Origin of the sequence: Faecalimonas sp. LCP19S3_D12 (assembly GCF_052121495.1) — a bacterium.
Lineage (GTDB): Bacteria > Bacillota > Clostridia > Lachnospirales > Lachnospiraceae > Faecalimonas.
The window spans coordinates 43,513-66,347 of the sequence record NZ_JBQKED010000005.1; the positions used below are offsets into that span (position 1 = coordinate 43,513).

Consider the following 22,835-nt stretch of genomic DNA (forward strand, 5'->3'; position numbering starts at 1 on the left):
CTAAGGGCGGTTCTCTCTTTCAAGCGACTTATGTGTACTCCTCTTTCTCATTACCTTTTGCTATTAGAAACTACTGAATATATTATCCTCGAAACAACCATTTGTCAAGCCGTTCCAAAATTCTTCATACATTTTTAAGATTACAGTTCTTCCCTCAACTCGCTCACCGTCTCCACAATGCAATCTGCGCCATACCGTTCAAATTCTTCTCTGCTTCCATATCCATAAAGTACACCAATGCAGGAAAGTCCATGCTCTTTCGCTCCGATAATATCATGCTCCCGATCTCCTATCATGACCGCCTGTGAACATTCTTTTATATTCATCTTCTCTAATGCATATGCGATCACATCGCCTTTTTTCACTCTTCGTCCATCCAGCTCACTTCCTGCCACATAAGAAAAGTAAGAATCTAAATGAAAATGCTCCAATATCTTCTGTGCATAGACTCCCGGCTTTGAGGTCGCAAGAACAATCTCTTTTCCACTTGTTTTCAGTTCCTTTAACAGATTTTCCACCCCGTCATACACTTTGTTTTGAAACATTCCACACGGTTCAAAATATTCCCTGTATTTTTCCACCGCAAGGTGTGCATCATCCTCACTCAGTCCATAATAATGCATAAAAGAATCCTTAAGTGGTGGTCCAATGAACTTGCATAATGTGTCCAAACCTTCCACATCAATCCCGAAATGTTTCAATGCATATGCAACCGACTTCGTGATTCCTTCTTTCGGGTCTGTCAATGTTCCGTCCAAATCAAACAAAATATATTTGTAATCTCTCATCTTGTCCTCCTGTTACGTTAAATGCCCCGCATCTTCTGTTTCACATTCCACTGTCCAATCACTTCATTTACTGTTGAGACAGTGACAAATGCATTCTCATCAACCGAATGTAGATAATTCAATACTTCCGCATATTCATTTCTTGTAAGAATCGTCACCAATTCTATCTTTTCTTCATTATTATATCCACCAATTGCCGGATACAATGTCACACCACGGTGTAATTCGTGGACAATAAAATTTTGTAATTCTTTGTACTGTTCCGTAAGAATACAGATTCGTTTTCTTCTGTTAAATCCATCAATAAAATGATCCAGAACAATTCCATTTGCATAAGTTCCCAAAATACTGAGCACCAATGTCTTCGTATCATACACGAAAATAGAACTGATCGCCGTACACATTCCCGCAAGTGTCATCGCTTTTCCAATCTCAATATGCAGATATTTGTTCAAAAGTTTCGCCACGATGTCCAATCCTCCAGAAGATGCGTTGGCATTGAACAAAAGAGCAAGTCCCACACTCACGACAAGGATATAACAGATCGTGTCCAACACCACATCATTTGTCAGCGACTTGTTATTTGGAAATATCAACTCAAATACATACAAAAACACCGGCATTAAAAGCGATGTGTATACGGTCTTTGCTCCGAATTCTTTTCCGATAAACAGAAAGCCTACCACAAGAAGAACCGCATTCAAAATAAATGTCATAACCGAAATTTTAAGTGGTATAAACGTCGCCAGTACCATCACAAGTCCCGACAAGCTTCCCACAACTACATTACTTGGCAACAGAAAAAAATAGACTGCCATCGAAACAATCAATGTTCCCAGTGTAATAATTACATATTCCTTTATCTTCTTTGTCCGTTCCATAAATTTTTCTAATCCCCTCTATTTTTTTGTAAAAAGAATGTCATGGTTCACCATCGTATAAAATCTGTTCTTAAACTCTTTATACTTCATCTTCGGAAGCCCCATCAGCCACATCAATTTAGTAATCGTTGCCTCCAAAGTCATATCATACGCTTCGAGCAAATTAAAGTCCTGTTTTACTTTTTTCCCAACTTCGTAGACCGTCATATTACTTCCCTCATTTGCCACCTGTGTTGTCATAACCACGATTTTCCCTCGTTCAATCCAACTACTCATCTCTTTGTAGAACGTCTCCACAATTGTTTCAGGAAGACCTCCAACGCCAAAACTCTCAATTACAATCGCGTCATAATTTTCAAAAATGTACGTCAAAATATCTGCTTTCATTCCCGGAATCAATTTCAATACATAAATGCTTTCCTTCATATCATAATAAAACATTACGTCTTCTTCATAAGGAATGGAAGGAATATAGCGGATCACACGCTGATCCTGGATCACAGCAGGATACGGAAAATTAATGCTTGAAAACGCATTGTAACTTTTCGCTCGCTCTTTTTTTGCTCTTGTTCCAACAATCACTTTTCCATCAAATACAATCGTCACATCCTGTGATTCTTCATCTGCCGCATAGATAAAACTATCAAGCAGATTCGTCTTTGCATCTGTCACATCCATATTAATCGGCTTTTGTGCCCCGGTAATGACAATCGGCTTTGAAGAATTTTGAATCATATAGGATAATGCCGCCGCTGTGTATGCCAGCGTATCCGTTCCATGACAAATGACAAATCCATCATATAGTCCATAATTCTTTTCGATCGTCTCTGCAAGAAGTCTCCAATGCATTGGCGTGACATTTGTACTGTCAATATTACATACTTGCAATGTATCCACATCACAGACATTTTCAACCTGTGGGATATAGGATAAAATATCCTCCGATGACAGTCCCGGTGCAAGTCCATGTTCCGTTTGTTTCGAAGCGATTGTACCACCTGTACCAACCATAAGAATCTTTTTTTTCATTTCACATCAACCTCACTGTCTCATTTTAACATGTCTTTCCACGGAATACAACCACAGGATTTTCTTTCTTTAAAATTAAATCTTCTGCTCTTCATGTCTCTGTGTTGTGTACATATGACTTTTTATAATGGCACGGATGCTGGCATTTAGATATGGTTTCAACTCTTCATAACTGACTGGATCGCTGTCTAGTATCGTGCTGTACGAGGTAGAACTTGCCAACTCTATAATGAGAAACAGCATCGTATCTGGTGCTTCAATCTGTACGCCCGGACATTCTGCCAACAACTCATCGAACAGATGCTTTACCCCTGTTGCCTCTTCTTTTTGCTCAATGGCTGCCCTGAAAATTCCCCAGCTCAAATTTTTTGAGACAAACCGGAGAACTGCCTTATTCTTTTTCATCTGCTCTAACACATAGTCCACAATAAAAATAATTTTATCTTCAAATTTCGGAACATTCACTTTTTTCAGTTCTGTATTTGCCGCCTTAAAAAGTTTCTCTGCAGTCCTTGCAATCAGTCTGTCTCGAATTTCAAACTTGTCCTTAAAATAAAGATAAAACGTACCTTTGGCAACTCCTGCATCCTGAACAATATCATGTATCGACGTCTTGGAAATTCCTTTTGACATAAACAAATTATACGCGCTTCTAAAAAGCGCATCTTCTTTCTGCTGTTTATTTTCATCTACTTTTCCCATATATTTTTCCTCGCTTTGTCCATTTTCTTTCCCTATTATAATTTCAAAATGACCAAAAGTCAACTTTTTACTTCCAAATTATTGACTTATAGTCATTTTTAGGTTATACTCTTAGATAGTTAAAAATGACTGTTAGTCACATTTGAAAAGGAGGAATTTTTATGGTGAAAGTAGGAAAAAAGATTGCAAAACACCGAATTGCCATTCTAATTATCGGTTTTTTGCTTTTAATCCCTTCTGCTTTCGGATACTTCAACACCAGAGTCAACTACGATATCCTGTATTATCTTCCGGATAATATTGATACCATGAAAGGTCAGGAGATTCTGATGGATGATTTTGGGAAAGGCGCCTTCGCAATGGAGGTAGTCGAAGGTATGACAACCAAAGAAGTGACCGATGTAAAAAAGAAAATTGAAGCTGTAGACGGTGTTGCCGATGTCATCTGGTACGATTCGGTCTCCGACCTGTCCGTTCCGATTGATTCTCTTCCAGACAAAATCAAAGACATTTTTCAAAAAGATGATTCCACACTGATGGCGATCTTCTTCGACGACACAACTTCTGCTGATAATACAATGGATGCCATCACAGAGATTCGAAGTATCACAAATAAGCAATGTTATCTTAGTAGTATGTCAGCAGTCGTAACGGATATCAAGGCACTCTCCGAAAAAGAGACTTCTATGTACGTGCTGATCGCCGTGGTACTTACATCCATTGTTCTTGCTCTCTGTACAAATTGCTGGATTCTTCCGGTATTCTTTATGATCAGTATCGGAATGGCGATCGTATATAATATGGGAACCAATTATTTTCTTGGAGAAATTTCCTATATTACAAAAGCGCTAAGTGCTGTCCTTCAACTCGGAGTTACAATGGACTACTCGATTTTTCTGTGGCACAGTTATCAGGAAAATCAGGAACGTTTTCCAAACGACAAAGACCGTGCGATGGCCCATGCCATCTCCAACACTTTTTCTTCCGTTTTGGGAAGCTCTGTCACTACCGTAGCCGGCTTTATCGCACTTTGCTTCATGAGCTTCACACTCGGAATGGATCTTGGCATCGTCATGGCAAAAGGTGTTGTCTTCGGTGTCCTCAGCTGTGTGACTATTCTTCCTTCTTTTATTTTGGTTTTTGACAAATGGATTGAAAAAACTTCACACCGCTCCCTCATTCCTAAGATGGAAAAACTGACACACTTTGTCACGGATCATTACAAAATATTTGCCGTTGTCTTCCTGTTAGCATTAGGTCCTGCAGTCTGGGGATACACGAAAGCCGATGTGTATTATAACTTAGATGCTACCCTTCCAAAATACCTGGACAGCATAAAGGCAAACGAAAAGCTGAGCAATACCTTTGACATGAATGCAACACATATGGTTTTGGCAGACGCTGATCTGTCTTCCAAAGAGGCAAAGGAAATGCTTCAGGAGATGTCTGATGTAAAAGGTGTCAAATTTGCACTTGGACTTGATAGTCTTCTCGGTTCTTCCATCCCGCGCGATATGATTCCAGGCGAATTGACAGAGACATTAAAACAAGGAGACTGGCAATTGATTTTAGTACAGTCTGAATATAAAGCTGCAACCGACGAAGTGAACAAGCAATGTACCGAATTGAATAAAATCATCAAACGCCATGACAAATCCGCAATGTTAATCGGCGAAGCACCGTGTACGAAAGATCTGATTACAATCACCGACAAAGACTTTAAAGTAGTCAGTGTCATTTCGATCATTGCAATTTTCATTATCATTGCATTTGTATTCAAATCCGGCTCACTGCCACTGATTCTTGTATCTGTCATTGAATTTGCAATCTTTATCAACTTGGGAATTCCATACTATACTGGAGTGAAGATGCCGTTTATTGCATCTATCGTAATCGGTACGATTCAGCTCGGTGCAACTGTCGATTACGCAATCTTGATGACAACACGGTATAAAAAAGAGCGCTGCAAAGGAAAACCAAAGAAAGAGGCTGTTTATATCGCGCTTTCAACTTCCATCAGCTCCGTTATCGTATCTGCACTTGGATTTTTTGCCGCGACATTTGGAGTCGGACTATATTCTGACATTGATATGATTTCCGCTCTCTGCAGCCTGATGGCACGTGGTGCAATTATCAGTATGTTCACCGTAATCTTTATTCTTCCGTCCGCACTGATGATTTTCGATAAACCAATCTGTGCAACGACAAAAGGAATGCGTTCAATCAATCAGGAGGTAACTAATTATGAAAAACAGAGATTATAAAAAACTTGTAACAATTGCAACAGCTGTCACTTTAATTGTTGGATCTTTGGGTGCCGTATCGTCTCCAACACTTGCAAAAGATACCAAAACTACCACTCAGATAACGACAGCAGAAAAGAAAACCACAAAAGAAAAAGAGGTCTCTTCTGATTCAAAACCATATAAATCTGAGACAGTATATGCAAAGACAGACGAAGACGGAAACGTCACATCTATCATTGTGTCTGACCATCTAAAAAATATTAACAGTACCGGAAAATTCAGTGATACCTCCACTTTAAGTGATATCGAAAATGTAAAGGGCAACGAAACATTTTCTAAGCAAAAAAATAAGTTAATCTGGAACACAGCCAAAAAAGATATCTGCTATCAGGGTACAACCACGCAATCGCTTCCTGTCGGAGTCAAAGTAACTTATACTTTGGACGGCAAAAAAATCAGCGCCAAAGATCTAAAGGGGAAAAGCGGTCATCTTGTTGCGCGCTACCAATATGAAAATACAACGATTTCCAAAGAAGATTACGTTCCGTTCTTAATGGTGACAGGACTGATTTTCGACACAGATAAGATGACAAACCTGCAAGTGACAAATGGTAAAATTTTCTCCGACGGCGACAGAGACATTATAATCGGAATGGGACTTCCTTCTTTAAAAGAAAAATTGGACGTCAAAAATCTGGCTCTGGACATTCCTGACTATTTCGAGCTGGAAGCTGATGTCACAGATTATAAACTCTCTGAAGGAATGACGATTGCCACAAACGATATTTTCAATCAATTGGATACAGAAGGATTTGACAGTTTGTCTGAACTAGAAGATTCTATGCAGACACTTCAGGATTATTCCAACAAATTGGTAAGTGGTTCAGGAGAATTACGAAATGGACTGGACACCCTGCTGTCTTCTTCCGGTACATTGACAGACGGGATTGATCAATTGATCGCCGGCAGCAATACGCTAAAAGACGGTACTTCTTCCCTTGCATCCGGAAGTAAATCTCTGGCAGATGGAAGCGCTGCCCTCACAGATGGAACCTCACAATTAAAAGACGGCACAAACACACTCAATGCCGGTGCTTCCAAGGTAAGTCTGGGGCTTACTTCCGCCTCTAAGCAGGTTTCTGCCGTACTTCTTCCTGGCGCAGTTCAGTTAGATGAAGGCGTTGCGAAAATGCAGGAGCAGCTAGCTCCCGGAATGTCTTCGCTTGCAGGCGCTCTGCTGCAATTAGACGCCGGACTTAACAATCCGCTTACCGCAGAACAGCCTGGACTAAAAGCCAGTATTTCTGCTGTAAATGATGTGATGAATACAGGCACTTCACAGACTGGTAACCAAAGCCTGAAAGATATTGCAAAAAATACTGCCACTGCTGCACAGACACTTGCCCAGATGTTTCCACCTTCTTCAACAAGTGATGAAGCAAACAGCGCAATCGCTTCCTTATCTGCATTATTAGAGCGTGACGATCTCCCAGAAGATGTAAAAGCATCTATTCAGGAAAGCATCAATACGTTGCAAGAACAAGCCAGCACACAGGAACGTGCAAAATCAGATATTCAGGAATTGTTAAAGAACCTAGTTATTGGCACACAGACAACCAGCGCTGTTGTAGATCAAGTTGCTCAGAATACGATTGCAATCAACGCTGGAACCGATAAACTTTCCTCCGGCGTCAGTGAACTTAACAACGCCGTAACCGGTCAAAATGGTCTCATCGACCAAGTGAATGCTGGTGTCTCCACTTTAAAAAACGGAACCTCGCAACTTTGCGAAGGAATCGGCGGACAGAACGGTCTTGCCAACGGCTTGAATCAACTCGCAAGTGGCTCCTCTCAGGTAAGCAGTGGGGCTGCCACTTTGAACAAAAAAATGACTGAGGCATATAACGGTGCCAAAAGCGTTTCAGATGGTGCAGCACAATTAAACTCCGGTGCCGCACAATTGGATTCCGGTGCTGGAACACTTGTAAATGGTCTCCAGACGTTAAACAGCGGTTCCGCCGCACTGATCGAAGGCGTGAAAAAACTGGATGACGGCGCCATCGCACTGAATGATGGTATGATTCAATTCAATGAAGAGGGAATCCAAAAATTGGTCGAAGTATTTGACGGTGACATTGATGGACTGCTCAATAAAGTCAATACAATATTAGACAGCTCCAAATCTTATAAGAACTTCTCCGGTATCTCTGACGGTATGGACGGAGATGTAAAATTCATCTTTGTGACAGAATAACTCTCTGTTGAATACACTAAACAATCGTGTTATACTCAACTGCCCACAAGGGATTAACCTATAAAGAATGAACATAGAAATACCACCGCTCAACTCCAAGTGGTGGTTTTCTATGTTTTAAATCACCAGTGACAAATCAGGTAAATGATATCATTTCATTACATGTGTTACCCAAAATTCTTTTCCACCAACTCGCAATATTCCAAGTACACTGGATTTTCTTTCATCGCTTCCCTCAGTGAATCTCTGACACCTTTGTAATACCAGCCGATGATTTCCTTATCTTTCATGCAAAATCTCTGCCACAATTCTTCTCCACATTCCGGATAATCACGGTCAATGTCGCGCATATTCGACAGCTTATCTGCAAGACTGATCATCTGCACTTCCCTGCACGCTGTCTTCAAATGTTCAATCGTCGCCCCTTTGCGCTCCATCCATGTCTTAGACTTATCTTCACTTTCCTTCGCCACAAACTCTGCTACTCTTTTTGTAAACTCCCGACAGATCACTTCTTCCGTAATTTCTTCGCAGTCTTCAATTGTATCATGCAAGATTGCCGCACTGATGATCTCCTCGTCCTCTGTCATAGACGCTACAATTCTGCCCACCTCTAATGGATGTACAATATACGGTCTGTCCGTACCTTTTCGAACCTGTCCCTCATGTGCCTGTGTCGCAAACATAATCGCTTTTTCTATCACTTCGATACCGTCCTTTCTACCTTTTTCTGCCATTGGAAATTGAATACTTTCTTGTCTTTACTTCAAGAATGCCTGTGTCGCAAGCTATATATAATACAAATTTTAACACTCATCTTCTAAAGCCACAACCTCTTCTCAGCGATTTATGAATTTTTATCAAATTTATATATCGCTAAATATAGATATTTTATCATTAGCAATAGGCAGGAAGATTCCTGCCTAAGAGATTTAAAGTTCACTACGGATAAATTCTGCAAGTTCTTGAATGTTTTTTTCGTTCCTCCTGTAATACGTCCATTTACCGAACCTTCTAGATTCCAAAAGCCCTGCACGTTGTAACATATCTAAATAGTGCGATATAGTTGATTGTGAGATATTTGTCTTCTCGCAAATAGAACCAACACATACACTGTTTGAAAAATCATCTCCATCCGGAATATGTAGCCCTTGTGGCGGAAAATATTTTTCAGGTTCTTTCAACCATTTTAAAATGTTTAATCTCGTTTTATTGCTTAATGCTTTAAATATATCTAATTTGCTCATGTTTGCATTATATATCTATTTTTACAGATATGTCAATATTAAGCTCTGTAAAAATAAAACAACTTAAAATCGAAACAGATTAAGCCCGATCTGTTCATCATAATACCTGTCTACTGCTCCATCAATGACTGTAATCACCATCTCACAAGTTGCACTTACAACAGCCTGATTCAAGTGCCCGCCAAAGACTTCGCCCTTGTCGTTACCTGCGCTCATATGCAGATGACAATAAAACTCATCATTCATTGTATTGACTGTTCCTGTCAGAGACACAATTTCAAAACTTCCGCAAAATTCATTTGCCAAATATTCTTTTTCATCTGTTTTAAACACACCGACTGTAAACTTATTCACCGCCCCCAACGCCTGTACGCTTGCCAGTTTTATCTCTTCTTTTAGGGCAATTTCTTTTACCTGTGCAAGAATCTCTTCTCCTCTGTCCAGTCGCGCAACGATGGTATCTTTAAATCTTCTATACTCCATAACAATCCCTCCAATTATAAACTTTCTCGTTCTTCCGGATAAGACAGTCCCCACGCCTTTCTGATTTCAGTCATAACGTTCATCACATCCACCGTATAATCAAAATGCATCTCATCTGCAGCACCTGACACTGCCTCTTCCATATCATTCACCTCATACCAGAGTGCATCCTTCGTACTTCCACACTCTATGACTTCCTGCGAGGCATCTTCTGTATAAGTGATTACAGCTTTTTCTGCCCGTGGATAGTCATAAATCTCAACATAGCCATTCTCAAATGCAAGCATTCCCCTCTTCGGCTGTTTTGCATGCAGGGTAAGCGCTATCGTAGCCATCTCTCCTGCCGGATTCATTAGCAGGATTCCCGCCTGCTCATCCACTCCACTAGGGGCGAATTTCACCTGTGATACAACCTGATCCGGTGTACAGGACATAAATGACCGAATAAGCGAAATGGCATATACGCCGATGTCCAGCAAGGCTCCGCCTGCTAAATTCGGATTAAAGAAACGGTTCTGCATATCGTATTCCTTATAACTTCCAAAATTCATCTGAGCCATGCAAAGTTTCCCTAACTTTCCGCTTTGAATCACTTCCTGCAATTTTTTATACAAAGGCATATGATAGATCGTCATTGCCTCCGCCAAAACGACACCATTTTCTTCTGCCAGCTGTTTTGCTTCTTCCAGTTCCTTTGCATTCAGCGTAATAGATTTTTCACAAAGCACATGTTTTCCATGCTTCAATGCCTCTCTCAAATATTGTATATGTGTATTGTGCGGTGTGGAAATATAGACAATATCCACATCATCATCCTCAAAAAGATCCTGTATATTCTCATAAACTTTTTCAACTTCATACTTTTTCGCAAACGCAACTGCATTCTCATATGTTCTATTTGCAACACCGTAGAATGTTCGTCCGTCTTTTTGCATTGCCTGTGCCAATTCATTGGCAATCACACCACATCCTAAAGTAGCCCAACGATAAGTTTTCATTTCTCGGTCCTCCTAATCGAATCTAAGTCAAGAGCAAAACGAATTTGAATAATATGCTCCTGCATTTTTCTATATGCCATATCCATATCCTGATTTTCAATAGCTGTTACAATCTCTCTGTGCATCTTTTGAGATTCTGCAAAATGCTGCCTGTCAACTGTATACTGTTCCGCAAAAAAATCTTTTTCAATGGTCACATGACCTCAAAGACTTCACCCAGAAAATTTCTAAGTAAAGTCTCTCTATCTATTCTCTTTCTTTCGCAATATAATATTGTGTATCTTTCATCACATCTTCTAATGTAATTTTACCAAGCTCATTTTCCAAGGCATCTTGTATCTGTATAAGTTTTCCGTCCAAAACATTGTGAATATTTCTTCCAACCGGACACTTCTGATTCGGATTTTCATGAAAATGAAAAAGTTCTCCATGCTCTACACATTCTACCGCCTGATAGATATCAAAAAATGTAATCTCATCAAGTGGTTTTGCAATCGAAGCACCTCCACTTCCTCTCTGCACTTTCACAAGTCCTGCTGCCTTTAATTGAGACAATATCTTTCGAATAATCACCGGATTGACGTTGATACTAGCAGCCAAAAACTCACTGGTCAGTTTAAATTCCTCTTTAAATGTATCGATACAGGCAAATATATGAACTGCAATTGTAAAACGGCTTGAAATCTGCATGGTAGTTCCTCCCTTTCGTGCTTTTCTCTACCACAGATTATAATGCCATCTCATTGTAGTGTCAACAATTACAACTTTTCTTCTTCCACTCTCTTTGCCAAGTCTAATATCTTCCCATGTATCGTCTGAATCACATCCAAAAATTCTTCATCACTCTTTCCAGTCGGGTCTTCAATTCCCCAATCCTCTCGATGTCTGCATGGTAAATTCGGACATGTCACATTACATCCCATAGTGATGACAATGTCCACCGGTGGTATTTCAGACAACAATTTTGAATATTGTATTTCTTCCATATCAATCTGATACTGCTCTTTCATCAAACGGACAGCATCTTGATTGATCTGTGGTTTCGTCTCCGTACCTGCTGAATAGCTTTCAAAAATCTCAGAAGCCAAGCTTTTCCCAAGTGCTTCCGCAATCTGACTTCTGCAAGAATTATGGACACATACAAATGCCACTTTCTCTTTCATTTTCATCTCCTCCTGCTCATCTACATCAAAAATACATGAAATGCATTAAACACATATCCAACTATTATAATTCCGGCCGCACAAATTGTAATAAATACACCTAGCAACTTTGGTTTTACAGCCTTTTTCAACATAATCATGGACGGCAGACTCAGTGTTGTAACCGCCATCATAAAAGAAAGAATCGTTCCAAGTTGCGCCCCTTTTGCAAGCAGTGCTTCCGCAATCGGAATTGTCCCGAAAATATCCGCATACATCGGAATTCCAACCAAGGTTGCAAGGACTACGCCAAACGGATTGTTGCTTCCCAAAATGGATTCAATCCACGTCTGCGGAATCCAATTGTGAATAATCGCTCCAATTCCCACACCCACTAAAATATACGGAAATACTTTACGAAATGTCCATTGCACTTGTTCTTTTGCATACATAACTCGTTCTCGCTTTGTGACAGTCGGGGAGTCACTCTCCACATGACTGGCGTTTCTGATAATTTCTTCCACATACGTTTCCATATGCATTTTTTCTATAAGCGTACCTCCTATTACCGCAATCGCAAGTCCTAAGATAACATAGACAAATGCAATTTTCGCGCCAAAGATGCTCATCAGCAATACCAAACTTCCCAAATCGACCATCGGTGAAGATATCAAAAACGAAAATGTTACTCCAAGCGGCAATCCTGCACTTGTAAATCCCATAAAAATTGGAATACTTGAACACGAGCAAAACGGAGTCACGGTTCCAAGCAACGCCGAAATTATATTTGCCCATATTCCATGAAATCTTCCTAATATCTTTTTACTTCTCTCCGGTGGAAAATAGCTTTGAATATAGGATATGATAAAAATAAGCAAGCATAATAAAATCGTAATCTTAATCACATCATATAGGAAAAACTGAATGCTTCCTCCTACTCTTCCTTGAATATCTACCCCCAACACTGACAAACCTTTTCCGATAAGTTCATTCATCCATTTCATTCCAAGTATCTGTTCCTGCAAAAATTGAAACATTAATTTTAAATTCTCCATTCAACACCTCCATATTGTTTTTTCATATCAAATATTTTTGATGTGTTAGACTTTTATAAAAGCCATCTAATGATGACTTTTTATTTCCGACTCCTCTTCCTCTGCTAGGATGTAAGTTCCGTCAACCTCTTGATTGCATATTCTCTCCCACTTTTACTGATGGTGTAGTGCGTCCATTTACCTTCCTGTCTGCTTGTTACTATTCCCGACTCACACAAAATCTTCATGTGATAAGATAACGCAGACTGAGCGATATTCAATTCTTCCATCAGGACACACGCACACTTTTCACCGCCTTTGAGCAATTCCAGTATCGAAAGTCTCTTTTCATCACAGAGTGCTTTAAATATGATCGTATCGTTTCTATACCCATTCATTCTACGAACACCTCACATCAAATATTTTTGATGTATTCATTGTAATCTAATTCATGACGAATGTCAACTAAAACCACCTTGTGATTGCCTCTCCTCCCCAATTACGCTATAATGATGTCATCAACGAAGGAAATGAGGAATTTTTATGCACAAAAAAACGGTATTAGTCACTGGTGCTTCCCGTGGGATCGGACGTGCCATTGCAATGACATTTGCACAAAATAATTACCACGTATTCTTAAATTGCCGTCACTCCATCTCAGAACTGGAATCCGTAAAATCTGCAATCGAAGCAATTCCTTACGGCTCCTGTGATATGTTTATCGGCGATGTAGGAAATCCACATTCTGTCAAAGAGCTGTACGAGATGATTTACACAAAATACGACTGTCTGGATGTACTTGTCAACAATGCGGGAATTGCTCACATTGGTCTGCTAAGCGATATGAGCGATGAAGAATGGTGTAATCTTTTGGACACGAATCTTTCCTCTGTATTTTACTGCTCCCGTGAAGCAATTCCAAAAATGGTGTCAAAAAAATCCGGTAAGATTATCAACATATCCTCGATGTGGGGAACAGTCGGTGCCTCCTGCGAAGCTGCCTATTCCGCAACAAAATCCGGTATCCACGGGCTTACGCGGGCTCTTGCCAAAGAGCTTGCTCCAAGTAATATTCAGGTAAATGCTATCGCATGCGGTGCGATTGAGACGAGCATGAATGCCCAACTGAGCGCAGAAGAAAAATCTGCCTTTGAAGAAGAAATTCCTGCGGGGCGTTTCGGCACACCGCAGGAAGTCGCTGATTTGGTATGGAATCTTGTCAACAGTCCTTCCTATCTGACCGGTCAAATCATCGGTCTGGATGGCGGTTATATTTAAAACCGCCATCTAAAGCACTATTTCTGATTCTTTTCATATATGAGTTTTAGACCTTTCAACAATAAATTTTCATCTAAAAACATATTCCGACCGCAATGGAGAACGATATACTTCGCAGCCTCCCCGGTCGCAACAATAGCTGCCGCTTTTTCTTTCAATTCTCTCTCAATTCTGGCAATGGAGCCATCTATACAGGCAGCAGTCCCATAAATGATTCCACTTTTCATACATTCCACCGTATTACTTCCAATAACCTTTTTCGGCTTTTCCAAACTGATTTTCGGAAGCTGCGCCGTTCCTTGCGTCAGAGATTCCGAAGAAATCCGGACTCCCGGAATAATCATTCCTCCGATATAATGTTTTTTTGCATCAATCACAGAAAGGGTCGTCGCTGTTCCCATGTTGACTACAATGAGCGGAAGTGGGTACTCTGCTATCCCTGCTACTGCATTTGCCACCAGGTCACTCCCTACCTGTCCCGGCTGATCCATCATAATATTCAATCCGGTCTTTACTCCCGGTCCGATAATCAACACCTCATTTCCGGAAATCCTCTTTGCCGCCTCTTTTACAACATTTGTCACCGGAGGCACCACAGATGCGATAATCGCTCCCTCTATCTGATTCATATTCAAGCCATGTAATTCAAATATATTTTTAAAACTAATTGCATACTCCAGCTCTGTTCTTGTCAGGCTCGTGGAAATGCTCTCCACAAAGACTATATTTTCACCTTCAAAACATCCGACCACGGTGTTCGTATTCTCGATATTAATTGCCAGAATCATATTTTTCCTCCTGCTATCCTGTCACGAGACGCGATTTCAACAGCGTTCTTCCGACAACTGCCACAATCACTGCCGCAACAATCGCCTCAGGTATTCCATTCATCGCAATGACGGATAAAATAAAGCCATACACTGCATTTGCCGCAACTCCATTTGCCGCTGCATAGGCATCTCTAAAAAACACAAAAATCAAATTCATTACTAACAATGTGTTGACAAAAGATCCCGCAAGCCCTGCAATTCCTAGGGCTACCAGCATGCCTGATCCTTTGGACTTCATTTTCTTATACAATACTTTAAATACAAAATACGGAATAATCCCAACTAAAATACGTGGGACAAAACAGATAATAATACTTCCGATTCCTCCCTGCATCTCACCGAGTGAATAAAACGGTGTAAACACAAACGATGTCACTGTCGGATTCATCGTATTATTAATAAAACTCGTCAGTCCAAAAATGCCTCCTAAAACAGCGCCTTTCTTTGGACCAAGTAAAATAGAACCGATAATAACCGGTACATGGATAATCGTCGCCCTTGTAAATCCAAGCGGGATATATCCTAAGAATGGGGTAAATGCCATGATAATAATCAGTGCCGCGAACAGTGCAACCTGTACCATGCCAAGTGTCTGTGACCTTCCGTCACCCTTTGCTTTGTTATTCATTTTTTCCTCCTTGTTATCATTCTCTTACGAGATACAATACATATCGCTCCAGTTCACACATACACATACGTCTGAGAACGCTCATGCTCACATGAAAACGTCTGATGTCGTGTGTTGATGAACGGAATGGAATTCCGTGAACTGCAACGGAGTTACTGTCTCAGTATACCATCCTCCTTCACACGAAAACAACCATGTTTTCAAAAATAAACACAAGATTTGCGTACACTTTTTCTAAATATGTGCTAGAATAATTTACAAACCATTCAGAAAGCAGAGGATTTCAAATTATGTTAAAGGGAAAAACTGTTATTTTAGGTGTTACGGGAAGTATTGCCGCCTACAAAATCGCCAATCTTGCCAGCATGCTTGTAAAGCTTCATTGTAATGTCCATGTTATCATGACAAAGAACGCAACAAATTTTATCCATCCGATTACATTTGAAACATTGACAAACAATCGTTGTCTTGTTGATACATTTGATCGAAATTTTCAATATAATGTAGAGCATGTAGCGCTCTCCAAACAGGCAGATGTCGTTTTAATCGCTCCTGCAACTGCCAATGTTATCGCCAAACTGGCAAATGGACTTGCTGATGACATGCTTACAACTACAACACTCGCATGTACCTGTAAAAAAATCATTTCGCCGGCGATGAATACACAGATGTATCAAAATCAGATTACACAGGACAATCTGCAGAAATTAAGAGATTACGGATTTGAGGTGATTGATCCGACAACCGGAATGCTTGCCTGCCGTGACGTAGGAGAAGGAAAACTCCCTGAGCCAGAAACTTTACTAGACTATATCTTAAAAGAAATCGCATACGAAAAAGATATGAAAGGATTAAATGTCCTTGTCACCGCCGGACCAACCACAGAAGCGATCGATCCTGTTCGCTATATTACCAATCATTCTACCGGAAAAATGGGGTATGCCATTGCAAACTGCGCAATGCTCCGCGGGGCCAATGTAACTTTGGTCACTGGACCTACTTCACTTCCGAAACCACCATTTGTCAATACGATTTCTATTAAAAGTGCTGAAGAAATGTTTGAGGCCGTAACTTCTTGTTCCGATACTCAGGACATTATCATCAAAGCTGCCGCCGTGGCAGATTATCGTCCTGCCTCTGTCAGTGATGAAAAGATGAAAAAGTCAGACGACTCTCTCTGTATTCCATTAGAGCGCACGAAAGATATTTTGAAGCACTTAGGAGAACACAAAAAAAATCACCAATTTTTATGTGGCTTTTCTATGGAAACAGAAAATATGTTAGAGAATTCCCGTGCGAAACTGGAAAAGAAACATCTCGATATGATTATTGCGAACAATTTAAAAGTGTCCGGTGCCGGATTCGGAACCGATACGAATGTCATTACGATGATTACAAAAGAAGAAGAACTCGCATTAGACATTATGACAAAAGCCGAAGCGGCAAAACAAATTTTAGATAAGATTCTTGAAAAGCTAACATTGATATGATCATTTTGATTTCAAAGACCTGATGGCTTTTGGAATGTTCATTTTGGCATTACTAACATTCGTTTTTACGTTTATCAGATAATGTTTTAGAGCATAGAAAACCACTCCAAAACTTTGGCGAGCGATGGAGTGGTATTTCTATAACCATATATCTACCTATTTTTCTAATTCTATACCTACATTCTGTGCATAGCTTTCGAACACAGTCTCAATCTGCGAATTGCATGCTTCCATGTTCTTTTCTTTTCCGATATAATATCTCTTTTCAGAATCTGTCGTATACGGCAATTCCACAGAAGCCGTAATCGGTGCAGCAAAACCATCTTCATCTTTTGCATCTTTATTATAAGCAAAGAAATATGGTTCCTGAATCAATGCATAACCATCTTCTGTTGTTTTTGCTGCTGTCAGATTTGTAAGATGTCTGTCAATCAATCCTGTATACATTTTCGCAATTGGAGAGTTTTCTTCACAAATAGAAGTTGTCTGTGTGTATCCCCACTTATTAACAGTTATTCCTCCGTCAATCTGAGGATCATACAGGTACACACGAACATTGTTTTTCACTGCATACTGATTGATTTGTCCAATAATGGCACGTGTTTTTTCATTTCCAGGACCACCTATGAGCACAAGCGAATTTCCCTTTTCATCAAGCAACCATTCCAGTTGACGGTATGTAATCGGGTAAATATTGATCTGCTCGTCAGAGCCAAAAACTTCTGTTCCGTAACTGTTGAATGCATCTCGAATATATGTTTCTTTTGTATACTTTGAAAATTGAATGTTATTTGTTTTAATAAATTCAAACATTTGTTTTAGACGTGCTGTATACTCATCCGTCACATACTTTCTTACCTGATTTCCATCTTTATCAAGAACCGGATTTCCTTCGTCGTCCGTTTCCTTCACATAAAGACCTTTGGAGTCACGGTCAACCATCTCCTCAAAAGCATACATGATTGGACATTTTCCGCTTGTATTTCCTTTCCCACTGTAGTCTGTCTGATTATCTTTGTTATAAAGAAAGATAATAGGCTGTTGCAGTCTTCCGACTGTCACCTCTTTCCCTTCTGCATTGGTATAAGAAAGTGCAGTATCGTGATCTGACGGATATGCAATCCAGTCATCCAAGTTTGTAAGATATCTTGACACAAACTCTCCATACATATAATTGTATTTTGTTCCAAGCGTTGTCTTTTCATTCGACATACGGACAAACATAGAACCGTCATCACCATTATCTACATTAAAATCATAAGAATAAATAGTATCAATTCCGTATTCCTTTGCATATGCGTTTACATAAGGACTCATTGCACGGCTGTTATGACACCATGAACCGCTCAACTGAATCAGGTAATTTCCTTCCTGTCCCAAAAGCTGAATGAGCTGGTCATAGCTGATGTCCTGAAATACAATATCTTTATCCTCAAACGTATCAATTCCATCCTGTCGTTCTGCATCTGCTTTGGAGTGTGCATTAAAGTCACCGTAAGCATATTCTTTTTCAAACTCATAGTCCGGGGAAGAAAGTTGTGCATTCGAGACTTTGAGTTCTTCTTTTTCTAAAGTTTTAACATTATTTTTGATGCTGCTGTTTTTTCCTGAGCAACCCGTAATCATTCCTGCCGCCATCACTGTAACAAGAACAGCAGAGATTAGTTTTCTTTTCATGATCAATCTCCTCCTATCTTTTCCTAACACATTGGAATAGATACTTCTTCCGAAGAACCACCGGAACTTCCTGTTGAAGTATATTCAGATTCCAACTCTACCAGGTCTGCATAATTTTCGATAAGAGTATATTGTTCAGCTGTCAGATAGCTGTCAATCACTTCTCTTGCTTCTGTTACATATTTTTTCACATCATCAAAGGAATAGCCTTCTACAGTCTTTCTTGCATCTGCAACACTTGCCGCTTTAATTGCCAGACGTGCATATTCTATTTTTGCCGCATTAAATACATTCATATTTTTAATCTTCTTTTTGAGATCAAAATTCGGGTCTAATGCATTATAATATTTTACTGCACGATCGATTTTTGCTTTTGATTCCTCTGTATAAGTTACTTCTCCGATATTTTGAATGGCATCATTTGTTCTTACCACTGAGGCTTTTACAGAAAATACAGAAAGTCCCAGACATACAAAAGCTGCCACAATCAGTGCAATTGTTGATTTTTTCATTATGCCCGTCCTCCCTTTTTCTCTAATTTTTCATCCTCTGTCTGAAAAATTTCGTCATCCAAAAGTTCTGTTTTTCTTGCAACAACAGCAGCTGTCACATTTGCTCCTACGACATTCGTCAATGTTCGTGCCATATCTGTAATGTTATTGATCGGAGTCAGAAGTACCACTGCTGCAATCGGAAGATTTACTGCACTGAACAGTGATACTGCTGTCACAACTCCGATTCCCGGCATTCCGGCGCTTCCCATCGAAAGTACAAGGCACATAAAGCACATGATGAGGTATTGACTGATATTCCAACTCTGCCCCGTTGCATTTAGATAGAACATAGCTAACAAAATCGGCCAAATACACGTACAGCCCGCCATTCCAATTGTTGTTCCAAGTGGCGCTGTAAAGTTCGCTACCTCCTCATCTACACCAACCTTATGTATCAGACGGTCAATTGTAATCGGAAGCGAGCCGACACTACTCTGTGTCGTAAATGCTGTCGCCTGTGCATCAAATGTCTTTTTAAAGAATTTGAGCGGACTTATTTTTCCTGCAAATTTCAGAATGAACGCATTTACAACATAAGCCTGTACGAAGCATACCACATAGACAACCGCAACAAGCAGAATCAATTGTACCAAAGCGTCTTTATCACTCAACAGCTGGCTTGCAGACACTGCTGTCAAACATAGCACTGCATATGGAGTCAAATCAATGACGTAGGAAAGAATTCGGAAAATAATGTTCTTCACCGCCTCAATAATACTTTTAAACGGCTTCACTTTATCTTCACCTTCGTCTGATGCTACACTTACATATGCAACCGCAATTGCAACTGCAATAATGATAATAGCTACAACATTGTCTGCTGCCAGATCCCCAAACACATTTGTCGGGAACAAGTTCAAAATAATCTTGTCAAAAGATGTCCCCATTTCCTTATATGCGTCAAGTGTTGTACTGGAGACTCCTGCAATGTCGGCAAACACCGCTTGCGCTCCCTTTCCAACCTGTGTTGCCATCCCAAAGACAATTGTAACTACAATCGCAATTGCCGATGAAACCAAAAGCCAGAATACAGACTTTGTTCCAATTCGTTTCATTTTTTCTTTATCGTTTAACTGAATCAATCCTGAAATGACAGAAACAAGAATCACCGGTGCGACAAGTGCCGTAATCAAATTCACATAAATATCGCCGATCAATGCAAGCCATGTCATATAAGAATTGTTCTCGGACACAAATACGATTCCAAGCACCGCTCCCATTACCATACTGATCAAAATGACAAATGTCCAATTAATTTTATATGCCAGTTTGTTCAACACTTTAAATAAAAGCAAGGCAATGATAAGTACAAGCAAGGCAATCCAATTTACGCTTAAAAGTGCATCCATTTTTAAAACCTCCTCTTTCTTTTCTCAACATTCCTATTATAGTATTGTAAAAAGTCAGAAACAAATTGGTTTTTTTGATATATATATTGGATTTTTCTATAATTTTAAAAAATCCTCGCTTTATAAACCTAAAATGATTTATAAAACAAGGATTCTATCGCCCACTCTATTTAATCAATCTCTGTATCTTTTTACTCTTTTCCGTCCCGGCTTCTTTTAGCAGTTCAAACAGCACTGACTCGTACGTCGTAATAATTGCGCCTTCCTCTTTCATCCGCTGCAATGCAATCTTTTTGTCATCTTCTTTTCTGCTGGAAACACAATTCTCCACAATAACCGGAATAAATCCTGCTGCTTTTAGATCAATCACCGTCTGAAGTACACAAATATGTGTCTCAATCCCGCAGATGATAATATATTTTTTGTCTCTTATCTTTTCTTTTACACCTTCATATGCACTAAACGAAATCTTTTCCACATACTCTTCTGTTCCCGCAGCCGTTGTAATCTCATTAACAGTCTCTCCAAGTCCTTTTGTGTACTGCTGGGTAAGAAACATCGGAATCCCAAGCACATTTAACCCTCGAAGCAAAATGTCAGATTGACAGATCAAATTTTCCTTTTCGTGCATGACAGGCACTAATTTTTCCTGATAGTCAATGACAAGTGCCGCTGTATGTTCCGCCTCTATTCTCATCTTATGTCTCCTCCTTATTTTAGATCCAGTTCAATCGGGCAGTGGTCCGATCCCATCACATCAGTTAAAATTTTTGCGTCTGCAAGCCTGTCTTTCAAACTCTCTGACACACAGAAATAGTCGATTCTCCAGCCGGCGTTCTTTGCTCTTGCACTGAATCGATATGACCACCAAGAGTAAATTCCTTCCATCTCCGGATAAAAATAGCGGAATGTATCGATAAAACCGGCTTTTAAAACTTCACCGAATTTTGCACGTTCCTCGTCTGTAAAACCGGCATTTTTCCGATTTGTTTTTGGATTTTTCAAATCAATCTCCGCATACGCCACATTCAGATCCCCCGCAAAGATAACCGGTTTCTTCTGTTCCAATCCTTTCAGATATGCAAGAAAATCCGTCTCCCACTGCATGCGGTATGAAAGTCTTGCAAGTTCACTCTGTGAATTTGGCGTGTACACGGTCACAAAATAAAACTCCTCAAATTCCAGTGTGATAACACGCCCTTCTTTGTCATGCTCCTCTATCCCGATGCCATATTGTACTGACAATGGTTCCTTTTTTGTAAACACAGCCGTCCCGGAATATCCTTTTTTCTCTGCATAGTTCCAATATTGATGGTATCCTTCCAATTCCAAATCTAGCTGTCCTGCCTGCATCTTACTCTCCTGAATGCAGAAGATATCTGCATCCGCCTCCTGGAAAAATTCCAAAAATCCTTTCTGCACACACGCACGGATTCCATTTACGTTCCACGATATCAGTTTCATCTTTCTTCTCCTTCCTGATAATATACTTTTTCTAAAAACAGTCCTCTCGCCGGCGCTAAAAAGCCTGTCAGTTCTCGTTCTTTCTGTTCAAGAGCCATCTTTATATCTTCAATACTCTTTTCTGCGCATCCTACTTCCAAAAGTGTTCCTGTCAGAATTCTCACCATATGATACAAAAATCCGGTTCCATAAAATTCAAACTCCAGCCTCGTCCCTTTTTTTACAATCTTAATCTCATAGATTGTCCTCACTTTTGATTTCTCGTCTTTATTATCCGTAAATGCTGAAAAATCATGTGTTCCTTTCAGATACTCTGCCGCTTTCTTCATATCATCCAGATGTAGTTCCTTCGTAAAATGATATGCATATCTTCTTGTAAAAACACACGGCTTCTTTCGTGTATCAATACAATACTTATACTTTTTCGCCTTTGCACTGTAACGGCTGTGAAAACTTCCAGGAACAAGCTCCATTTCTTTCACACAGATATCCTCGGGCAAAAGACAATTCAGTTCTCCCACAAAACTCTCATCTAAAAGCCCCAACACTTTCATGTTTGCCACCTGGCCATTTGCATGAACACCCGCATCCGTTCTTCCGGAGCCATCAATTTCGACCGGATAACCAACCATCTGCTCCACCGTACGTTCCAAAATTGTCTGAATTGTCAGATTGGTCAAATTTTGTCTCTGCCATCCTTTGTATCTTGAACCATCATATGCAATTATCATTTTATAATTTCTCATCTATACTGCTCCCTT

25 protein-coding genes and 1 other annotated feature (1 of these 26 running past the window's edge) are annotated in these 22,835 nt (G+C 39.9%); of the genes, 4 read left to right on the forward strand and 21 right to left on the reverse strand.

Annotation, left to right across the window (positions count from 1 at the left end):
* Positions 1-60: a binding site (T-box leader), on the reverse strand; it reaches 186 nt to the left of the window's first position.
* 80 nt (positions 61-140) lie between these two features.
* The 4 genes from ACTQXY_RS02560 to ACTQXY_RS02575 form a co-directional block, all read right to left on the reverse strand.
* Positions 141-788 carry an HAD-IA family hydrolase gene (locus ACTQXY_RS02560; protein WP_441658153.1) on the reverse strand — a complete coding sequence of 216 codons (648 nt, stop codon included), beginning with the start codon at positions 786-788 and terminating at the stop codon, positions 141-143.
* Between the two features lie 17 nt (positions 789-805).
* A complete protein-coding gene (locus tag ACTQXY_RS02565; RefSeq protein ID WP_441658154.1) occupies positions 806-1,669 on the reverse strand; it encodes a YitT family protein in 864 nt (287 codons plus the stop codon).
* 18 nt (positions 1,670-1,687) lie between these two features.
* A complete protein-coding gene (locus tag ACTQXY_RS02570) occupies positions 1,688-2,698 on the reverse strand; it encodes a type I asparaginase (RefSeq protein ID WP_441658155.1) in 1,011 nt (336 codons plus the stop codon).
* Positions 2,699-2,773: 75 nt separating this feature from the next.
* Positions 2,774-3,400, reverse strand: a complete 627-nt coding sequence (locus ACTQXY_RS02575) for a TetR family transcriptional regulator (RefSeq protein ID WP_441658156.1) — start codon at positions 3,398-3,400, stop codon at positions 2,774-2,776.
* Positions 3,401-3,561: 161 nt separating this feature from the next.
* On the opposite strand from ACTQXY_RS02575, the gene ACTQXY_RS02580 reads away from it, so the two are divergent.
* Together ACTQXY_RS02580 and ACTQXY_RS02585 are read left to right on the forward strand one after the other, a co-directional pair.
* Entirely contained in the window at positions 3,562-5,664 is a 2,103-nt protein-coding gene (locus tag ACTQXY_RS02580) for an MMPL family transporter (RefSeq protein ID WP_441658157.1), read from the forward strand.
* Positions 5,645-7,900 carry a hypothetical protein gene (locus ACTQXY_RS02585; protein ID WP_441658158.1) on the forward strand — a complete coding sequence of 752 codons (2,256 nt, stop codon included), beginning with the start codon at positions 5,645-5,647 and terminating at the stop codon, positions 7,898-7,900. Before ACTQXY_RS02580 ends, ACTQXY_RS02585 begins: the two co-directional genes overlap by 20 nt.
* Positions 7,901-8,067: 167 nt before the next feature.
* Here the strand turns inward: ACTQXY_RS02585 and ACTQXY_RS02590 are convergent, their stop codons facing one another.
* The 9 genes from ACTQXY_RS02590 to ACTQXY_RS02630 form a co-directional block, all read right to left on the reverse strand.
* Entirely contained in the window at positions 8,068-8,604 is a 537-nt protein-coding gene (locus tag ACTQXY_RS02590) for an HD domain-containing protein (protein WP_441658190.1), read from the reverse strand.
* Between the two features lie 228 nt (positions 8,605-8,832).
* Positions 8,833-9,147, reverse strand: coding sequence for an ArsR family transcriptional regulator (locus ACTQXY_RS02595; protein ID WP_441658159.1), 315 nt, complete (start codon positions 9,145-9,147; stop codon positions 8,833-8,835).
* A 63-nt stretch (positions 9,148-9,210) separates the two neighbouring features.
* Positions 9,211-9,630: a PPC domain-containing DNA-binding protein gene (locus ACTQXY_RS02600; protein WP_156557006.1), complete on the reverse strand. Its 420-nt coding sequence runs from the start codon at positions 9,628-9,630 to the stop codon at positions 9,211-9,213.
* A 14-nt stretch (positions 9,631-9,644) separates the two neighbouring features.
* Entirely contained in the window at positions 9,645-10,628 is a 984-nt protein-coding gene (locus ACTQXY_RS02605) for a Gfo/Idh/MocA family oxidoreductase (RefSeq protein ID WP_441658160.1), read from the reverse strand.
* Entirely contained in the window at positions 10,625-10,825 is a 201-nt protein-coding gene (locus ACTQXY_RS02610; RefSeq protein ID WP_441658161.1) for an FCD domain-containing protein, read from the reverse strand. The genes ACTQXY_RS02605 and ACTQXY_RS02610 overlap by 4 nt, the downstream gene beginning before the upstream one ends.
* A 49-nt stretch (positions 10,826-10,874) precedes the next feature.
* Positions 10,875-11,318, reverse strand: a complete 444-nt coding sequence (locus tag ACTQXY_RS02615; RefSeq protein ID WP_004614710.1) for an Rrf2 family transcriptional regulator — start codon at positions 11,316-11,318, stop codon at positions 10,875-10,877.
* A gap of 68 nt (positions 11,319-11,386) precedes the next feature.
* Positions 11,387-11,797 carry an arsenate reductase/protein-tyrosine-phosphatase family protein gene (locus tag ACTQXY_RS02620; protein WP_441658162.1) on the reverse strand — a complete coding sequence of 137 codons (411 nt, stop codon included), beginning with the start codon at positions 11,795-11,797 and terminating at the stop codon, positions 11,387-11,389.
* Positions 11,798-11,811: 14 nt separating this feature from the next.
* Positions 11,812-12,825: a permease gene (locus tag ACTQXY_RS02625; protein ID WP_441658163.1), complete on the reverse strand. Its 1,014-nt coding sequence runs from the start codon at positions 12,823-12,825 to the stop codon at positions 11,812-11,814.
* Between the two features lie 104 nt (positions 12,826-12,929).
* A complete protein-coding gene (locus ACTQXY_RS02630) occupies positions 12,930-13,202 on the reverse strand; it encodes a metalloregulator ArsR/SmtB family transcription factor (RefSeq protein ID WP_441658164.1) in 273 nt (90 codons plus the stop codon).
* Positions 13,203-13,347: 145 nt separating this feature from the next.
* On the opposite strand from ACTQXY_RS02630, the gene ymfI reads away from it, so the two are divergent.
* Positions 13,348-14,082 carry an elongation factor P 5-aminopentanone reductase gene (gene ymfI / locus ACTQXY_RS02635; protein WP_441658165.1) on the forward strand — a complete coding sequence of 245 codons (735 nt, stop codon included), beginning with the start codon at positions 13,348-13,350 and terminating at the stop codon, positions 14,080-14,082.
* Positions 14,083-14,099: 17 nt separating this feature from the next.
* On the opposite strand, the gene ACTQXY_RS02640 is transcribed toward ymfI, so the two are convergent.
* Together ACTQXY_RS02640 and ACTQXY_RS02645 are read right to left on the reverse strand one after the other, a co-directional pair.
* Positions 14,100-14,870: a type III pantothenate kinase gene (locus ACTQXY_RS02640; RefSeq protein WP_441658166.1), complete on the reverse strand. Its 771-nt coding sequence runs from the start codon at positions 14,868-14,870 to the stop codon at positions 14,100-14,102.
* A gap of 13 nt (positions 14,871-14,883) precedes the next feature.
* Positions 14,884-15,540, reverse strand: a complete 657-nt coding sequence (locus ACTQXY_RS02645) for an ECF transporter S component (protein ID WP_441658167.1) — start codon at positions 15,538-15,540, stop codon at positions 14,884-14,886.
* A 290-nt stretch (positions 15,541-15,830) separates the two neighbouring features.
* Here ACTQXY_RS02645 and coaBC point away from each other — a divergent pair, with 290 nt between their 5' ends.
* Complete coding sequence (coaBC, locus tag ACTQXY_RS02650; RefSeq protein WP_441658168.1) at positions 15,831-17,030, forward strand: bifunctional phosphopantothenoylcysteine decarboxylase/phosphopantothenate--cysteine ligase CoaBC; 1,200 nt, start codon at positions 15,831-15,833, stop codon at positions 17,028-17,030.
* A gap of 156 nt (positions 17,031-17,186) precedes the next feature.
* Here coaBC and ACTQXY_RS02655 read toward each other — a convergent pair whose 3' ends face one another.
* From ACTQXY_RS02655 to truA, 6 genes are all read right to left on the reverse strand, one after another.
* Complete coding sequence (locus ACTQXY_RS02655; protein ID WP_441658169.1) at positions 17,187-18,707, reverse strand: hypothetical protein; 1,521 nt, start codon at positions 18,705-18,707, stop codon at positions 17,187-17,189.
* Between the two features lie 23 nt (positions 18,708-18,730).
* Entirely contained in the window at positions 18,731-19,219 is a 489-nt protein-coding gene (locus tag ACTQXY_RS02660) for a hypothetical protein (protein WP_441658170.1), read from the reverse strand.
* Positions 19,219-20,610 (reverse strand): cation:dicarboxylate symporter family transporter, encoded by a 1,392-nt coding sequence (locus ACTQXY_RS02665; RefSeq protein WP_441658171.1) that lies wholly within the window; start codon positions 20,608-20,610, stop codon positions 19,219-19,221. Before ACTQXY_RS02665 ends, ACTQXY_RS02660 begins: the two co-directional genes overlap by 1 nt.
* 166 nt (positions 20,611-20,776) lie before the next feature.
* Positions 20,777-21,307: an isochorismatase family protein gene (locus ACTQXY_RS02670; protein WP_441658172.1), complete on the reverse strand. Its 531-nt coding sequence runs from the start codon at positions 21,305-21,307 to the stop codon at positions 20,777-20,779.
* Positions 21,308-21,321: 14 nt separating this feature from the next.
* The gene (locus ACTQXY_RS02675; RefSeq protein WP_022250512.1) at positions 21,322-22,074 is read right to left on the reverse strand and encodes an exodeoxyribonuclease III; all 753 of its coding nucleotides are present in this window, start codon (positions 22,072-22,074) and stop codon (positions 21,322-21,324) included.
* Complete coding sequence (truA, locus tag ACTQXY_RS02680) at positions 22,071-22,820, reverse strand: tRNA pseudouridine(38-40) synthase TruA (RefSeq protein WP_441658173.1); 750 nt, start codon at positions 22,818-22,820, stop codon at positions 22,071-22,073. Before truA ends, ACTQXY_RS02675 begins: the two co-directional genes overlap by 4 nt.
* Positions 22,821-22,835: the final 15 nt, after the last annotated feature.

Coding starts and splice junctions, on each gene's coding strand:
- ACTQXY_RS02560 (WP_441658153.1), bottom strand. CDS start 788: ATGAGAGATTACAAATATATTTTGTTTGATTTGGACGGAACATTGACA.
- ACTQXY_RS02565 (WP_441658154.1), bottom strand. CDS start 1,669: ATGGAACGGACAAAGAAGATAAAGGAATATGTAATTATTACACTGGGA.
- ACTQXY_RS02570 (WP_441658155.1), bottom strand. CDS start 2,698: ATGAAAAAAAAGATTCTTATGGTTGGTACAGGTGGTACAATCGCTTCG.
- ACTQXY_RS02575 (WP_441658156.1), bottom strand. CDS start 3,400: ATGGGAAAAGTAGATGAAAATAAACAGCAGAAAGAAGATGCGCTTTTT.
- ACTQXY_RS02580 (WP_441658157.1), top strand. CDS start 3,562: ATGGTGAAAGTAGGAAAAAAGATTGCAAAACACCGAATTGCCATTCTA.
- ACTQXY_RS02585 (WP_441658158.1), top strand. CDS start 5,645: ATGAAAAACAGAGATTATAAAAAACTTGTAACAATTGCAACAGCTGTC.
- ACTQXY_RS02595 (WP_441658159.1), bottom strand. CDS start 9,147: ATGAGCAAATTAGATATATTTAAAGCATTAAGCAATAAAACGAGATTA.
- ACTQXY_RS02600 (WP_156557006.1), bottom strand. CDS start 9,630: ATGGAGTATAGAAGATTTAAAGATACCATCGTTGCGCGACTGGACAGA.
- ACTQXY_RS02605 (WP_441658160.1), bottom strand. CDS start 10,628: ATGAAAACTTATCGTTGGGCTACTTTAGGATGTGGTGTGATTGCCAAT.
- ACTQXY_RS02615 (WP_004614710.1), bottom strand. CDS start 11,318: ATGCAGATTTCAAGCCGTTTTACAATTGCAGTTCATATATTTGCCTGT.
- ACTQXY_RS02620 (WP_441658162.1), bottom strand. CDS start 11,797: ATGAAAATGAAAGAGAAAGTGGCATTTGTATGTGTCCATAATTCTTGC.
- ACTQXY_RS02625 (WP_441658163.1), bottom strand. CDS start 12,825: ATGGAGAATTTAAAATTAATGTTTCAATTTTTGCAGGAACAGATACTT.
- ACTQXY_RS02630 (WP_441658164.1), bottom strand. CDS start 13,202: ATGAATGGGTATAGAAACGATACGATCATATTTAAAGCACTCTGTGAT.
- ymfI (WP_441658165.1), top strand. CDS start 13,348: ATGCACAAAAAAACGGTATTAGTCACTGGTGCTTCCCGTGGGATCGGA.
- ACTQXY_RS02640 (WP_441658166.1), bottom strand. CDS start 14,870: ATGATTCTGGCAATTAATATCGAGAATACGAACACCGTGGTCGGATGT.
- ACTQXY_RS02645 (WP_441658167.1), bottom strand. CDS start 15,540: ATGAATAACAAAGCAAAGGGTGACGGAAGGTCACAGACACTTGGCATG.
- coaBC (WP_441658168.1), top strand. CDS start 15,831: ATGTTAAAGGGAAAAACTGTTATTTTAGGTGTTACGGGAAGTATTGCC.
- ACTQXY_RS02655 (WP_441658169.1), bottom strand. CDS start 18,707: ATGAAAAGAAAACTAATCTCTGCTGTTCTTGTTACAGTGATGGCGGCA.
- ACTQXY_RS02660 (WP_441658170.1), bottom strand. CDS start 19,219: ATGAAAAAATCAACAATTGCACTGATTGTGGCAGCTTTTGTATGTCTG.
- ACTQXY_RS02665 (WP_441658171.1), bottom strand. CDS start 20,610: ATGGATGCACTTTTAAGCGTAAATTGGATTGCCTTGCTTGTACTTATC.
- ACTQXY_RS02670 (WP_441658172.1), bottom strand. CDS start 21,307: ATGAGAATAGAGGCGGAACATACAGCGGCACTTGTCATTGACTATCAG.
- ACTQXY_RS02675 (WP_022250512.1), bottom strand. CDS start 22,074: ATGAAACTGATATCGTGGAACGTAAATGGAATCCGTGCGTGTGTGCAG.
- truA (WP_441658173.1), bottom strand. CDS start 22,820: ATGAGAAATTATAAAATGATAATTGCATATGATGGTTCAAGATACAAA.